At 46.1% G+C, this 15,258-nt stretch carries 12 protein-coding genes and 1 tRNA gene; 11 read left to right on the forward strand and 2 right to left on the reverse strand.

Annotation, left to right across the window (positions count from 1 at the left end; genetic code table 11):
• Positions 1–103: 103 nt before the first annotated feature.
• The 3 genes from HMPREF1152_RS02750 to HMPREF1152_RS02760 all read left to right on the forward strand — a co-directional run bounded on the left by HMPREF1152_RS02750 (position 104) and on the right by HMPREF1152_RS02760 (position 1,905).
• Complete coding sequence (locus HMPREF1152_RS02750) at positions 104–937, forward strand: SDR family NAD(P)-dependent oxidoreductase (RefSeq protein WP_009643605.1); 834 nt, start codon at positions 104–106, stop codon at positions 935–937.
• Between the two features lie 160 nt (positions 938–1,097).
• Positions 1,098–1,174 (forward strand) — tRNA-Arg (locus HMPREF1152_RS02755).
• A gap of 302 nt (positions 1,175–1,476) precedes the next feature.
• A complete protein-coding gene (locus HMPREF1152_RS02760) occupies positions 1,477–1,905 on the forward strand; it encodes a hypothetical protein (RefSeq protein ID WP_009643664.1) in 429 nt (142 codons plus the stop codon).
• A gap of 359 nt (positions 1,906–2,264) precedes the next feature.
• Here the strand turns inward: HMPREF1152_RS02760 and HMPREF1152_RS02765 are convergent, their stop codons facing one another.
• Entirely contained in the window at positions 2,265–3,305 is a 1,041-nt protein-coding gene (locus HMPREF1152_RS02765) for a proline racemase family protein (protein ID WP_009643661.1), read from the reverse strand.
• Between the two features lie 476 nt (positions 3,306–3,781).
• Here HMPREF1152_RS02765 and prdC point away from each other — a divergent pair, with 476 nt between their 5' ends.
• The 7 genes from prdC to HMPREF1152_RS02805 all read left to right on the forward strand — a co-directional run bounded on the left by prdC (position 3,782) and on the right by HMPREF1152_RS02805 (position 10,272).
• The gene (gene prdC, locus HMPREF1152_RS02770) at positions 3,782–5,128 is read left to right on the forward strand and encodes a proline reductase-associated electron transfer protein PrdC (protein ID WP_009643656.1); all 1,347 of its coding nucleotides are present in this window, start codon (positions 3,782–3,784) and stop codon (positions 5,126–5,128) included.
• Between the two features lie 107 nt (positions 5,129–5,235).
• Complete coding sequence (prdA, locus tag HMPREF1152_RS02775; RefSeq protein WP_009643646.1) at positions 5,236–7,098, forward strand: D-proline reductase (dithiol) proprotein PrdA; 1,863 nt, start codon at positions 5,236–5,238, stop codon at positions 7,096–7,098.
• 28 nt (positions 7,099–7,126) lie between these two features.
• A complete protein-coding gene (locus HMPREF1152_RS02780) occupies positions 7,127–7,396 on the forward strand; it encodes a CBO2463/CBO2479 domain-containing protein (RefSeq protein ID WP_009643625.1) in 270 nt (89 codons plus the stop codon).
• 19 nt (positions 7,397–7,415) lie between these two features.
• Positions 7,416–8,141: a D-proline reductase (dithiol) protein PrdB gene (prdB, locus tag HMPREF1152_RS09215; protein ID WP_083844304.1), complete on the forward strand. Its 726-nt coding sequence runs from the start codon at positions 7,416–7,418 to the stop codon at positions 8,139–8,141.
• A gap of 182 nt (positions 8,142–8,323) precedes the next feature.
• On the forward strand, positions 8,324–9,091 hold the full coding sequence (gene prdD, locus HMPREF1152_RS02795) for a proline reductase cluster protein PrdD (RefSeq protein ID WP_009643631.1): 768 nt from the start codon (positions 8,324–8,326) through the stop codon (positions 9,089–9,091).
• Between the two features lie 12 nt (positions 9,092–9,103).
• Positions 9,104–9,586 (forward strand): glycine/sarcosine/betaine reductase component B subunit, encoded by a 483-nt coding sequence (locus HMPREF1152_RS02800; RefSeq protein WP_009643626.1) that lies wholly within the window; start codon positions 9,104–9,106, stop codon positions 9,584–9,586.
• A 44-nt stretch (positions 9,587–9,630) separates the two neighbouring features.
• Complete coding sequence (locus HMPREF1152_RS02805; RefSeq protein WP_009643654.1) at positions 9,631–10,272, forward strand: flavodoxin domain protein; 642 nt, start codon at positions 9,631–9,633, stop codon at positions 10,270–10,272.
• A gap of 67 nt (positions 10,273–10,339) precedes the next feature.
• On the opposite strand, the gene HMPREF1152_RS02810 is transcribed toward HMPREF1152_RS02805, so the two are convergent.
• Complete coding sequence (locus tag HMPREF1152_RS02810) at positions 10,340–11,245, reverse strand: hypothetical protein (RefSeq protein ID WP_009643636.1); 906 nt, start codon at positions 11,243–11,245, stop codon at positions 10,340–10,342.
• Between the two features lie 263 nt (positions 11,246–11,508).
• Between HMPREF1152_RS02810 and HMPREF1152_RS02815 the strand changes: the two genes are divergently transcribed.
• Positions 11,509–15,210, forward strand: a complete 3,702-nt coding sequence (locus HMPREF1152_RS02815; RefSeq protein WP_009643678.1) for a DNA polymerase III subunit alpha — start codon at positions 11,509–11,511, stop codon at positions 15,208–15,210.
• The last annotated feature ends 48 nt before the right edge of the window (positions 15,211–15,258 follow it).

A 15,258-nucleotide genomic window follows, 5' to 3' on the forward strand; every position in this document is an offset into this window, starting at 1 on the left:
AAATGATTCGGATAATCAGCATTGTGCTAGGTGGATTTTTATTCGCACTCTGTATATACTATTTCATACTGGTATACAAGAATAACAGGAGAAACAGACCGAGATGAACACGCAGATAATCGATATTCCAAATAAAAAGTCCGCTAGCTGCGTCGGCGGACTTGCGTGTATAACCGGAGCCAGCTCGGGCATTGGTGCGGAATTCGCACGTCAGCTAGCTGTTGAAGGCTATTCACTGATCCTCGTTGCCAGGCGTGAGGACAGGCTTGTAGACCTAGCTCGTGAGATCGCAAGCGACTATCATGTGACATGCGAGTGTATAACGGCCGATCTCTCTGAACTTCAGGAGTGTGATGCACTCGTTCAACACCTGCAGACACAGACTGATACGTCAATCGATGTGCTTATCAACAATGCCGGCTTCGGAGCGGTTGGCAGGTTCGACAAGAGCGATATTTCCAATGACCTCAAGATGATCGATGTCAACGTCAAAGCTCTCCACTACATAGCGCACCAGATGATGCCGTATTTCATCGCTCGTGACCACGGACACATCATCAACGTGGGTTCCGTGGCAGGTTTGATGCCGGGCGGTCCATTCATGGCGACATACTATGCAACTAAGTCGTATGTTGTATCACTTACAAATTCGATGGCAGAAGAACTTAAGCACCTCGGTAGCCATGTGCAGGCACACGCTCTGTGTCCCGGCCCGGTCGACACGGAGTTCAACGATGTTGCAAATGTTAAATTTTCTCTCCGCGGCATCTCCGCCGGGGAGTGTGTTTCCTATTGTATAGACGAGGCTGATAATGGGACGATAATAATCATCCCGAACCTGATGGTAAGGGTTGGAGTGAGGCTGTCCGGGCTCATACCTAAGAGGGCAGTGCTCAAGGTGCTGGCACGAAGCCAAAAGAGCAAGTTCGACAAGTAGTATCAGTGCAGCAAGATGATACTGTCTGTTCTCGGGTATCTTAGCTAAGACGCTCTTGGCAATCTTAGCTAAGGACTCTTGCTAAGAACGCTTGACAATCTTAGCTGAGGCTGCCCTTGACAAGGCTGCTATATCATGGTATTCTAGCAGAGCATTTTGAGCGCCTATAGCGCAATTGGATAGAGCGTCACACTACGAATGTGAAGGTTCGGGGTTCGAGTCCCTGTGGGCGCACCAAAAGAAGAAGCCTTGAAAAGTCTGCAATTGCGGGTTTTTAGAAGGCTTTTTTATTTTATCAACTGACGACAATAACGATTCCGTTGGTCTAATTTTGTATGGTCAAATAAGTTTGTGTCGTAACCGTATTTATAACCTATCTGTCTCTTATTTGACTATAGAATATTTCAATGATACAACATCAATAATAGAATGTACTCAGATAGACTTTTTCTATAGATATTCCTATTGTTATAGCAGTACCAAGATGATAACCTCAATATCAAATATAAAAATAATTAGATATATGGAGGTATATTGCAATGTCGATTACAGCTGAAACAGCACAAGCGCATAAAAATGACCCTGCAGTACTATGTTGCAGAGCAGAGGAGGGCACAGTACTGGAGCCTGCTAACTTTGAGGATCCGGCGATTTTCCCGGATCTTATTGACACAGGGCTGCTCAACGTAGATGGAGCTCTCAAGCTTGGACAGGTGCTCAACGGCTCAAAGCTGACCAAGACCGTTGATTCGTTAACACCGGTTACTCCGGACATTGTCGATAAGTATGACGAGGCTGTTGACGATGCAGCAGGAGAATCGGCAGAAGCTGAAGCAACTGCAGAGACGGCAGTAGCAGCTCCGGCAGTTGGCGGTGAGGTTCAGAACGTAAGTATGTCGGTAGTCGGAGGCGTTGTTAAGCTCTATATCGGGGAGGGCAAGGACATCGCAATCGAGTTCCCTGTGTAGGGCTTCAGCCTGCATATACTACATAGATAACAAGTATAGACAAATTGATTTACTCCTTGAGTCGGGCTTAGCCCGGCTCTTTGCTTTTTGATGTAAATTTAGGCTTATAGGACAATTCATATAAATTGATGTCGACTGTAGGTAATTACCATTCTACCAATCTATAATCCTAATCTACAAGACGATAAGACGAAATAACCGGTAAATTAATACAACGAAATAACTGCCAAAGTAATACATTTCTATAGCATCTATAGCAAATAACCTCAAATGGCAGTTATCATATAAAAAGAAGAAGAGGCCGACCGACGTCAGCCCCTCCCTGTGAGTTGTTATTAAAGAAGTTCTTTTAATCGCGATTACTTAGGTACTACGAACCCCTTTCCCAGAGCATCGTCCGGATCGATGAACCAAGTAGCTTCTCCGCAGAGGTATGCTGCTCCCTTAACCTGAGGAACAACCGCATCGAATTCTCCGACCTTAGTCTCGCTCTGAATCATGCCGTAGAACTTAGTTCCTATGAATGACTCATATACGAATTCCTTACCAACCGGAAGCTCACCTAGTGCGTGGAGCAGAGACATCTTAGCAGATGTACCGGTTCCGCATGGAGATCTGTCCAGCTGAGGATCAGCAGGATCACCGAAGACTACAAGGTTGCGCAGGTCGGCATCCGGAGTATCTGTGGTTGAGTAGTTCTCAACCAGGTCAACAGATGTGATGTCCAGCTCTGGGTGCTGAATCTCAACTGTTTTGTTAACTTCCTGCAGCATGAAGCTTGAGAACTTAGTTAAGAAGCCTGCTGTGTCAGGACCAACCTTGATACCGAAGTTCTTCTCTGTATCAACAAGAGCGAAGAACGAACCGCCAAAGCAGATATCATACACAATATCCTTGCCTTCGTACTCAACGTGAAGATCCTTCTTATATCTGAATGCGGGAACGTTCGTAAGAGTTACTCCGGTAACCTTTCCATCCTTAACATCAGCAATTGTTCTGATGATTCCGGCTGGGGCTTCAAGAACAACCTCGGTTTGAGGCTCCTTCATCTCCATAAGTCCGCCTTCAAGAATTGCAGTTACAGCACCGATTGTGCAGTGGCCGCACATGTTGAGGTAGCCGCCGCCATCCATGAAGAATACGCCGAAATCAGCTTCTTTGTTGCAAGGCTTTACAACGAAAGCACCGAACATGTCGTGGTGACCACGAGGCTCAAACATGAGAGCTGTTCTTAAATAATCATAATGCTCTTCCAGGAAGTGCTTTCTCTCGATCATTGTATTACCCTCTGTCTCCGGGCAATCAAGAGCCACTCTGCAGTACTCACCTTCAGTGTGAGCTTCGATAGTTCTGATAGGATCAGTATACTTTTTGTAATCAATCTTAGCTGTTAGTGCCATTGTCATGTACCTCCTTAGGTCAAACAAGTTATGAAATAAATAATTGCCACCTAAATAAACTATAGAACAGGGCATATTAAAAGTCAATAATATAACAAGCCCCTATTAAAGAAATAAATACATCATGTTAGCTCGTTGGATTTACAAAGGCTTGAATATACGGCATGCGGCGGTTTTTATAAAAATGTTGTGAACGTTTTATCGAAAAAAATATGTGTAAACCCACGTATCCATAAAAAATATTTGTCCAATAAATTATGTAATATGCTTGAAAAAATTACTGATAAGTGCATAGAGTGTCATAGAATTATATATAGAAAAACTCAATAGATAATCTGGCAATTATCATTGAAATAAATAAATTGTTATGTTATCATCAATCTAGAAAATACCGTGCAGCCCTTTATTTGCACGGCTTTTCGAACGATACACATTAATGATTTGTAGAGTCAAAAATTTTAAGGAGAGACTGTGTCATGGAAAATTTGCAGATTTTGTTGAGCCAGCATGTAGGTAAGCCATGTGCACCAATTGTTAAAGTTGGTGACAAAGTTAAGAAGGGCACCCTCATAGCGGAACCAACAGGTCTCGGCGCAAATATCTTCTCAAGCGCATATGGCGTTGTAGAAGAAATAACAGACGAGATGATTGTTATTAAGCCTGATGAAGAGCAGAAAGACGAGTATGTTCAGATTCCGGAGGGAACACCTCTTGAGATGATTAAGGCTGCTGGAGTTGTAGGAATGGGCGGAGCCGGATTCCCAACTGCAGTTAAGATTGATACACATTTTGAGAACGGCGGTTACGTTCTTATTAATGCTTCTGAGTGCGAGCCCGGACTCAAGCACAACGTTCAGCAGATAGAAGATGAGCCGGAGAAGGTTATCCGCGGAGTTAAGCTCGTGATGGAGATTTCCGGAGCTGACAAGGCTATCTTCGCTATCAAGAAGAAGAATCGCAAAGCTGTTGAAACCCTTGATGCACTTCTTAAGGATGAACCGAATATCTCGAGACATCTTCTGCCGGATATCTACCCGATGGGAGAAGAAAGAGCTGTAGTCAGAGAATGTCTTGGAATAGAGCTGGAGCCAAGCCAGCTGCCGTCTGCTGCAAACTCGGTTGTAATCAACAGCGAGACTTGCGCAAGAGTTGCTGAGGCTGTAGACGAGAGAAAGCCATCGTTCCTCAAGAACCTCACCGTTCGCGGTAAGCTAAACGGCGGTTCTGAGGCTCACGTATTTATAGATGTTCCGGTTGGAACAAGCGTGCGTTCTCTAATTGAGAGAGCCGGCGGTATTGACGGCGAGTACGGCGAGATCGTAATGGGTGGTGCATTCACAGGCAAGTCCACTGATCTGGATGCCCCTATCACTAAGACGACCGGAGCTATCCTGGTATCGATGCCGTTCATGGATCTGCATGGAGCCAGCATGGGAATCCTGGTATGTGCATGCGGTGGTAATTATGAGAGAATGCAGGAGCTCTGCAAGAAGTACAATGCAAAGGAGGTTTCGCATTGTTACTGCAAGCAGGCTCAAGAGCAGAAGAATGGCTCGAGAAAGTGCGAGAGACCGGGGAACTGTCCGGGACAGGTTGCTAACAACCTACAATTCAAGAAGGACAAGTGTGAGTACATCATCATAGGAAACTGCTCCGACTGCTCGAACACTGTAATGGCCTCCGGTCCTAAGATGGGACTTAAGGTTCTTCACCAGACAGACCATGTCATGAGGGCTGTTGATCATCCGTTGTACAGAACTCTGAGAGTTTCTAAGCAGGTTGATCAGGATCTCGACGTAGTGGATAACGTTGAGAGCAACTAATGATATTTAATCCGAGTGCCTCATTTGCCCGATCATTTGAGGCGCGATCGGAGTAAATATAGAATTTTGCATTTGCAAAGGCAATATTTTTAAGGAGGAAGATCGATATGTCAATCACAGCTGAAACAGCTAAACAACATGCGAACGACCCAGCGGTACTATGCTGCAGAGCAGAGGAAGGCACTGTTCTTGAGCCGGCTAACTTCGAAGATCCAGCAATTTTCCCAGATCTAATTGATTCTGGTCTGCTGAATACCGAGGGAGCTCTCAAGCTGGGCCAGGTACTTAACGGATCGAAACTAACTAAAACTGTTGATTCCTTAACTCCAGTTACACCGGACATCGTAGATAAGTACGATGCTGATGAGGCTGCAGAGGAAGAAGCTCCGGCAGCAGAGGCGGAGGCAGCTCCGGTAGCCGCAGCTCCGGCAGTAGCTCCTGTAGCTTCCGCAGCAGGAACAATCAAGCTGCACATTGGAGAGGGCAAGAACATCGACATTGAGCTCCCTGCAGGACTCGGTGGCGGAGTTGTAGCTCCGGCTCAGACAGCAGTAGCAGCAGCGCCGGCAGTTGCAACCGCAGCTCCGGTAGATGAGGATGCTGAGACTGTTTTAAGGGAGATGACAAGAAAGCACTACAAGATCAACAAGGTTGTTCTTGGAGATGAGACTAAGATTGAGGGAGACACTCTCTACGTTCGCAAGAGCGCAGCAACAGAGGGTGCAGAAGCTCAGAGACTGGTTCAGTCCCTGGAGCTTAGCCTGATCACACCGGATGACTATCACGTGTACACAGAGACAGTAATGGATATCCAGCCAATTGCTACTAAGGAAGATTCCGACATGGGACTTGGCGAGGGCGTTACAAAGGTTCTCGATGGTGTAGTCATGGTAGTAACCGGTATCACAGAAGAAGGTGTTCAGGTCGGTGAATTCGGCTCTTCCGAGGGATACATCGACGAGAACATGATGTGGGGTCGTCCCGGTGCTGTTGATAAGGGTGAGATCATGATCGTTGCTCACGCAGTTATCGACAACAAGAAGAACATGGAGAGGCCGGGACCTATAGCAGTTCACACTGCAGTAGATCACGTAACTTCTGAGATCAGAGAAGCTATGAAGAGAGATCTTAAGGATGTAGCACCGGCTGAGGAGCAGATTCTTCAGCAGACAAGACACCCGGGAAAGAAGAAGATCGTTATCGTTAAGGAGATCATGGGACAGGGTGCTATGCACGACAACTTCCTATTCCCTAACGACCCTGTAGGTGTACTGGGAGCTAAGCCAAACGTTGACCTCGGTAACGTTCCGGTTATGGCTAACCCTCTTGAGGTACTCGATGGTTGTATCCACGCTCTGACATGCATCGGACCTGCTTCCAAGGAGATGTCAAGGCACTACTGGAGAGAGCCGCTGGTTCTTGAGGCTGTACATGACCCGGATGTTGACGTAGTTGGTGTAATCTTCGTTGGATCACCTCAGGCTAACGCTGATAAGTTCTACGTATCCAGAAGACTCGGTCAGATGGTTGAGTCCATGGGCGTTGACGGTGCATTCGTTACGACAGAAGGATTCGGAAACAACCATGTTGACTTCACAAGCCACATCGAGCAGATTGGTAAGAGAGGAATTCCGGTTGTAGGATTCTCATTCTGCGCTGTACAGGGTGCTCTTGTAACGGGTAACAAGTTCTGCGATGCTATGATCGACAACAACAAGTCCATGTCCGGAATCGAGAACGAGGTTCTTGCTTGCAACACTCTCTGCACAGAGGATGCTCTCCGTGGACTTGCTATGCTGAAGGCTAAGATGGCCGGCGAAGAGATTAAGGCTCCGGAGAGAAAGTACAACGTAAATGTTAAGAATAACAACGTTGAGCTCATCGAGAAGGTTACTGGCAAGAAGATGGAACTCGTAGATAACGAGCAGTCGCTTCCTATCAGTGAGAAGAGAAAGGAAAAGTACGACTAGTTTATAGTTAGGAAGGTAGATATTACTGATGAAGTATGGGGATAAGATAATCAAGGTTGAGGGAATCATTACAGAAGTGCATGATGGAGGAATCTGTGTTGACATCAAGGGTCGATTGGGAGAACTCAAGGTGCCGATGAGGATGGTTATCTCGGATTATCCACTGGAAGTAGGCCAGACGGTTGCCTGGAATATGAGTTTCATAGAGCAGGAGGGACCGGAGGTCAACGAGAAATACGTAAGTAATATCGATATTCTAAATAGACGTCGTGCTGAATATGCTGAAAAGCACAAATAAACTAAGGAGGAAAAGACAAATGAGTATGACAGTTGTAAAAGGCTTACAATCTGAAATATTTGTTCCTATTACACCTAAGTCAGTATTTACACCAGTAACAAAGCCACTCAAAGAGATGACAGTTGCTCTTGCTACTGCTGCAGGTGTACACGTAAAGACAGATAAGAGATTCAACCTCGCTGGAGACTTCACTTGGAGAAAGGTTCCGGATGATATTCCATCAAGCGAGCTAATGGTAACACATGGTGGATATGACAACTCTGATGTTAACAAGGACATCAACTGCATGTTCCCAATCGACAGACTCCACGAGCTGAGAGATGAGGGATTCATCAAGGCAACAGCTCCTACACATGCCGGATTCATGGGCGGTGGTGGAAACATCGAGAAATTCACTAACGAAACCGGTCCACAGATCGCTCAGATGCTCAAGGATGAAGGCGTTGACGCTGCAATCCTTACAGCCGGATGAGGAACCTGCCACCGCTCTGCAACAATCGTGCAGAGAGCAATTGAGGAAGCAGGAATTCCTACTGTTATCATTGCAGCGCTTCCACCTGTTGTAAGACAGGCAGGATCTCCGCGTGCGGCAGCTCCAATCGTACCTATGGGTGCTAATGCAGGTGCTCCACATGACGTAGTGATGCAGAAGGCAATCGTAAAGGCAACGCTTGAGCTTCTCGAGACAATCGAGACTCCGGGAAAGATTGTTCCACTGCCTTTCGAGTATCACGCTGTAATCTAGTTCTAGAACTTAATAGGACATCGGAAACGAAGACGGGGCAGATGTATATCTGCCCCTTTTTTCAAAAAAGCATTCGAGAAATTCTTAACACATTTGCCACCTAATCATATAAGGATGATCGAATGATGTAGCAATTATTTAAGTATAGTAATTACTGGAAGTTAAAGTATTGAGGTATGCAAATGAGTGTACAGGAAATTGATTTGAGAAGACTTGTCATCAAGGCATTTCATATGAATAGCGTTGAGATGGGTGAGCACAACCATGTAGCGTACAATGGCGAGATGGTCGTATCTGAGGAAATTATTCCATCCCTTCTGGAGAAATATGATGCTATCGACAACATTGGTATTCAGATTATAAAGCCGGGAGATCATGATAGATGGACTAATACCATCATGGATATTATTCCTATCTCGGCAAAGGTTCTGGGAAAGTGCGGAGAAGGAATAACGCATACTATCACAGGAGTGTATGTGATGCTTACCGGTGTTGATACTGAGGGCAAGCAAACTCACGAGTTTGGATCTTCGGAAGGAAAACTCAGTGAACAACTGGTGCTCGGTAGAGCCGGAACACCGGGAGAGGACGATTATATCATTTCTTTTGATGTAACCTTTAAGAAGGAGATGGGTCAGGAGAGATACGGATGCCTACAGGGGCATCAGGCTTGTGATGACTTCATTCAGACTTATAGAGAGCAGATGAAGAAGTTTGACGGTAACAAAGCTACAGAGCGTCATGAGTATCATGATGTTGTTAGACCCGGACAGAAGAAAGTGCTGATAATCAGACAGGTCGCCGGTCAGGGTGCTATGTACGACACATATTTGTTCCCGGATGAGCCATCAGGTGCTCACGGCGGACGTTCTATAATAGAGATGAACAATATGCCTGTGTTCTTGACTCCAAACGAGTACAGAGACGGCGCTATTCGTTCGATGCAATAGGGAGGTGCTGATATGGGAATTGGTCCTTCGACTAAAGAAACAAGCTTGCACCACTTCAGAGATCCACTGGTAGAGATCGTTGGTGCAGATTCGGGAATTGACCTGATGGGAGTGCTCCTGTTCGGTACATCCGATGATAACAAGGAAAAGCTCAGAAACAGCAAGCGTGCAGCTGTAATGGCGCAGGGTATGCGTGCAGATGGCGTTATCGTTACCTCTGACGGTTGGGGTAACAGTGATGTAGACTATACAAACTGCGTGGAAGAGCTTGGAGAGATGGGCATCCCGATGTCCGGACTCAACTTCAGCGGAACCGTGGCTACGTTTGTGGTAGAGAATGAATATTTACAGAACAATATCGTAGACATCAACAAGAACCCGGAGGGTATTGAATCGAATATTGTGGGTGAGAATAACATGACTGCAGACGATGTTAAGAAGGCTCTGATGATTCTTAAGATCCGCATGAAGGAAAAAGAATTAAAAAATAGATAAATCGCAACCTGGTGTATGCGATTATGCTATAATACGTATGAGGGATGACGGATGATTCCGGCATCCCTCATTTTGTAGATAACATAAGAGGTGTGGGATACATGAGAAATCCAAACAGACAGGCGGCGAAGCGCAGAGCTGTAGAATCGGAAGGCTCTGACACAATACTGATATACAATTCGAGCAACGGAGCTACCGAACAGTACGCAGAATGGATATCTAAGGCGTTAGACTGCGATGTTATGAAGTATTCGAGGGGAAAGCTCGGGTATGCATCGATGTATCAGAATATAATATTCGGAAGCTGGATAAGAGGCGGGGAGATTACGCGCTACAATATGCTGCGAGCGAATCTTGTTAACTTCGGAATAGAGAACAACAATTTGATCGTCTTTGCCACAGGCATCATCAAGCCGTCAGATGAGTATACCGCATACGTAAAAAGCCTCAATGGATGCAAGCAGCTTCCTGAAGGATGCTTCCATCTGCTTCCCGGCAGATATGATCCTAGCGGATGTAAGAGCGCAGATAGGCTGGCACTCAAGGCGATGGGTGATAGGATATTTACACCGCTCTCAAAGGAAGAAATATCGGCCGCTAGAGATAGGTTCAAGGTTGGATATGATGGTGTAGAGATAGAGACAATAAAGCCAATCATAGAAAAGGTGCTTGAGTTTAGACAGTAACTGAATACGAAAATTAAAAAAGGTCTCCGTCAGGAGACCTTTTTTAACGTTGAATCAAACAATGCGATTAAGCATTCTTCTTCTTGTTGTCTGCAACAGCGTCCTTACCAAACATGAATGCTGTGAAGAATACAACCACAATGACAATCTTCATCAGGATATCAAGCGGCAAGCTCTTTACGAGGAAGTAAGCGATGCAAACACCGATAACTCCACCTACCATCTGGCATAGCGTGCAAACCATGTCGAATCTGTTTTCCTTGATGAACTTAGGACCGTTACCAAACGCCATCAGGTATGCGCAAGAGCCCATCATGATTGGGAACGCAGCCCCGACGTTCATTCCGAGTACGGATACGAGCGCCAAGCAAGGAGCATAGAGTCCTACACCGATGTTCATGAGAGCACCGAGGAAGAAGTTAATTACTACAGCCACGACCAGCTTTACCCCGTGCAGAGCAGTTGCAGTTCCAACGAGACCGAAAGGTCCAATCTGAGCAGTCTTGCACGCCATCACAGTGCCGAGAATCAGAAGACCGATGCACATTCCGATACGAACCTTGTGCTGATCCCACTTTGTAACGAATCCGGCTCCCACGAATGCACCGAGTACAGCTGCGACCAGCATGGAAATAAGTGTAAGAGTGTCAACCTCAACGAATCCGAAGAACAGGAATGCCTCCAAAAGTACAGGGAGAGTATCTCCGACATTCAGAGTTCCCGGAATATAAATATCTTTGATGGAACCTCTGATCTTGAACAGTGCGCAGGATGTAGCATACGAGCCGATACCCAGAGTATCAAAGAAGTTGGCAACAAGACCTACCATAGCGTTCCAAGGAGCAAATCTCTTCTGCTCTGCCCATTCAGCCTTGCCTTCTTCTGTTGCAAGATTAGATTTAATCTTCATTGCTGTCAGCGCAATACAGAGAACCATTCCGATTACGCAAAGTCCTTTTAATACAATTAACATAATAACCTCCATACGTCTAAAAACGATGTAAAAAGATAATTCCAAACAGACTCCCGATCGTCTGTCTATGTTCTGATTATAGTACTTTGATATATGTTTGTCAATAATATAAAGATAATATGTAGTTATTGTTAAAAGATTTATCAAGTGATTTATATTTAGCTTTTTATAGCCCTGATGTGATACAATTTACCAATCGAATTAGAGAAAAAATTTTAATTTCCCGTTATATATCATGGTTAAATTAACAGAATGAGGTAGAGATGGCATTTACGCACTTACACGTTCACTCTGAATACAGTCTGCTGGACGGAATGTCCAGGATCAGCGAAGCGCCCGAATACGTCAAAAGCCTGGGAATGGATTCTCTGGCTATTACGGATCACGGTGTCATGTTCGGAATTGTTGATTTCTATAAGTCGTGCAAGAAGGCCGGTATTAAGCCTATCATCGGATGTGAGGTCTACGTGGCTGCACGCACTAGATTTGACAAGGATCCGGAGCGTGACAGGGGTATGTTCCACTTGATCCTGTTAGCTGAGAACATGACCGGATACAAGAATCTTACCAAGATTGTTTCAATCGGTTTCACGGAGGGGTTCTATTTTAAGCCAAGGGTTGATAAGGAAGTATTGCGCGAACACAGCGAAGGAATCATCTGCCTGTCTGCGTGTCTTGCAGGAGCAATTCCTCGGAAAATTCTGGGCGGTGACTACTCCGGAGCTGAGGCGGAGGCAATTGAACTACAGGAGATATTCGGAAAGGACAATTTCTTTCTGGAGATACAGAACCATTTTCTTGATGAGGACAAGGCGGTAACTGAGGGGCTTGTCAGGCTTGCTAAGGAAATTGGTGCACCGCTGGTCGCTACAAATGATGCGCACTATATAAAGCGGAGCGATGCCAAGGCGCACGATGTACTGCTTGCTATCCAAACGGGAACAACCGTGGACGATGAAAATCGCATGCGCTTTGCAAATGACGAGTTCTATCTGAAGGATGAGTCGGAGATGTTCTCGCTGTTTCCCGATTTACCGGAGGCTATCGAGAATACGCACAGGGTTGCGGAACGCTGCAATGTGGAGTTTGAATTCGGGAACTACCATCTGCCGGAGTTCATCTCACCGGGTGGATTAACCAATCGTGAATATCTCAGGCAGCTCTGCTATCAGGGCCTCGAACGTCGTTACGGCAGTGAAGCGCTTGAAGATGGCAATTTTTATCGCGAAAGGCTTGAGGGCGAGCTGTCGGTGATCGAGTCGATGGGCTATGTCGAGTACTTTCTGATTGTGTGGGACTTTATCCACTATGCCAAGAGCAACGGAATCCCGGTTGGTCCGGGCAGAGGCTCTGCGGCGGGAAGTATCGTGGCGTACAGCCTGGCGATTACCGAGATAGATCCGATTAAATATAATTTGATTTTTGAGAGATTCCTAAATCCTGAGCGTGTCAGCATGCCGGATATCGACGTCGATTTCTGTATCGACCGCAGGCAGGAGGTCATCGATTACGTTGTACGCAAATATGGGAAGGACAAGGTGTCGCAGATTATAACCTTTGGAACGCTCAAAGCCAAGGCTGCAGTCAGAGATGTCGGGAGGGTGCTCAACGCCAGCTATGCAGAGGCGGATGCGATTGCCAAGGCTATCCCGAATGAATTGGGAATAACTATCAGCAAGGCACTGGATATAAATCGCGACCTGCGCACTCGCTATGAGACTGAACCGCTGGTTAAAAACATCCTTGATATGTCGATGGCTGTTGAGGGCATGCCTCGTCATTCCTCTACACACGCTGCAGGTATCGTGATCAGCAAGATGCCGTTGGACGAATATGTACCTCTGTATATGTCGGACAAGGGGCTGGCAACTCAGTTCAACATGACTACAATCGAAGAGCTGGGCTTGCTTAAAATGGACTTTTTGGGTCTCAGAAATCTCACTATGATCAACGAGGCTCTGCAGCTGATAAAGGAAAATCATGACGTAGAGATTGATTTCGGCAAGATGGATTATGACGATCCTGCTGTATATGACATGATTGCCAAGGGCAACACTCAGGGAATCTTTCAGCTCGAGAGCACCGGGATGACCGAATTTATGAAGAATTTAAGCCCTTCGTGCTTCGAAGATATAGTAGCCGGAATCTCGCTGTACAGGCCGGGGCCTATGGATTCGATTCCGAAGTATATAGATAATAAGAAGAATCCCGACCATGTCAAATATGTTGATCTTCATCTGGAGCCAATCCTCAATGTTACATACGGCTGCATGGTGTATCAGGAGCAGGTAATGCAGATTGTGCGTGACCTCGGCGGATATTCTTATGGACGCTCGGACCTTGTGCGCCGTGCAATGTCCAAGAAAAAGATGAGCGTCATGCTTGAGGAGAAGAAATATTTTATACACGGAAAAGACGATTCAGATGGAACACCTGCAATCAGGGGGTGCATCGCTAACGGAATTCCTGAGAAGGCTGCTGAAGCGATATTTGACGACATGGTTAGCTTTGCGGAATATGCGTTTAACAAATCGCACGCTGCCGCGTATGCTGTCATTTCATATGAGACCGCATATCTGAAAGCGCACTACCCTGTAGAGTTCATGGCCGCGCTGATGTCCAGCGTTATGGGAGAGCCAAGGCACATCGCTGCATACATTAGGAATTGCAAGGAGCTGGGAATAGAGGTGCTGCCACCTTCCGTGCTGCACAGCAGGCGCAAGTTCACTGCGAAGGATGGCAAGATTAGATTTGGTCTATTGGCTATCAAGAACGTAGGTACAGGAATTGTAGATGCTATCGTCGAGGGCAGACGGGGGTGCAATATAGATAATTTGTACGACTTCATCAAGTCGATAGATCCCTCGGAGCTCAACAAGAAGGCTGTCGAGTGCCTTATTAAAGCGGGCGCTATGGATGAGTTTACTCCGAATAGAGCGGCGCTTCTCGCAATCAGTGACGATGCCGTCGGAGCTGCACAGAGCAGTGCACGTAAGCTTTCAAAGGATCAGATATCTCTGTTCCAATTGGATTCTGACCTGATGGAGGATGTCAAGACTGCTCCGGAGCTGCCGGATATTCAGAATTTTGACATGGCGCATCTATTGGCTATGGAAAAGGAAATGATGGGTGTTTATCTGTCCGGCCATCCTCTCGACAAGTACCGCGAGCTGATTGGGAAGAATATTACCGCGAATACAGGTGAGATATTTGATTCGAATACGAATGGCAGAGATGAAGAAGCTGCCGAATTTGCAGTGGATAGCGGCAGCAATAATGGGAAATTCCGTGATGGTGACAGCGTCATCATGGCGGGCTTGGTTGGAAACTTGAGGCGAATGGTCACAAAATCCAATCAGGAGATGGCGCGACTCACCATTGAAGATTATTATGGTGTGATTACGGCAATTGTATTCCCCAGAGATTATGCTAAGACGAAGTACATCCTCGCAAATGATGCAATCGTCGCAATCAAGGGAACGCTCAGCTTTAAGGAGGATTCAGATCCTGAGATTCTTGTCAACAGAGTTACGGAGATTGAGCGTATCAGTGAGTTTGAGGAACAGGGTTACGGAAATGAGCGCTCCGGCATGAGAGGATATTCACGCAGCAGCTCATATGGAAATCGCAATTCGGCTGACGAGCTTGCGGACGGCAGAGGACCTGCACGAGCTGACTCATTCCCCGGAACAGCTGCTAATTATAGTAAATCCGATAAATTGAAGCTACATAGCGATGAACGCTACCTTAAGCTTAGGGTAAGCAACGAGCTGGTCGAACAGCTTGGTGCGGACGAGATTCAGCAGAGAATCCTCGGATCGGCATCTGCGCATAGAGGGCGGATAGTGATGCTGATATATCTGCCCGGGCAGAAGCCTATGCGTTCGGCAAACGGAGTTTCAATCGATGAAAACCTTCTGATTGAGCTTGAGCAGCTGCTGGGTAAGGAAAATGTAAAATATTAAAATATTAGTGTACTTAGGGAGATATTGCGGGTAAAAAAGATATGTTTG

It is taken from the genome of Mogibacterium sp. CM50 (assembly GCF_000293155.1).
Lineage (GTDB): Bacteria > Bacillota > Clostridia > Peptostreptococcales > Anaerovoracaceae > Mogibacterium > Mogibacterium timidum.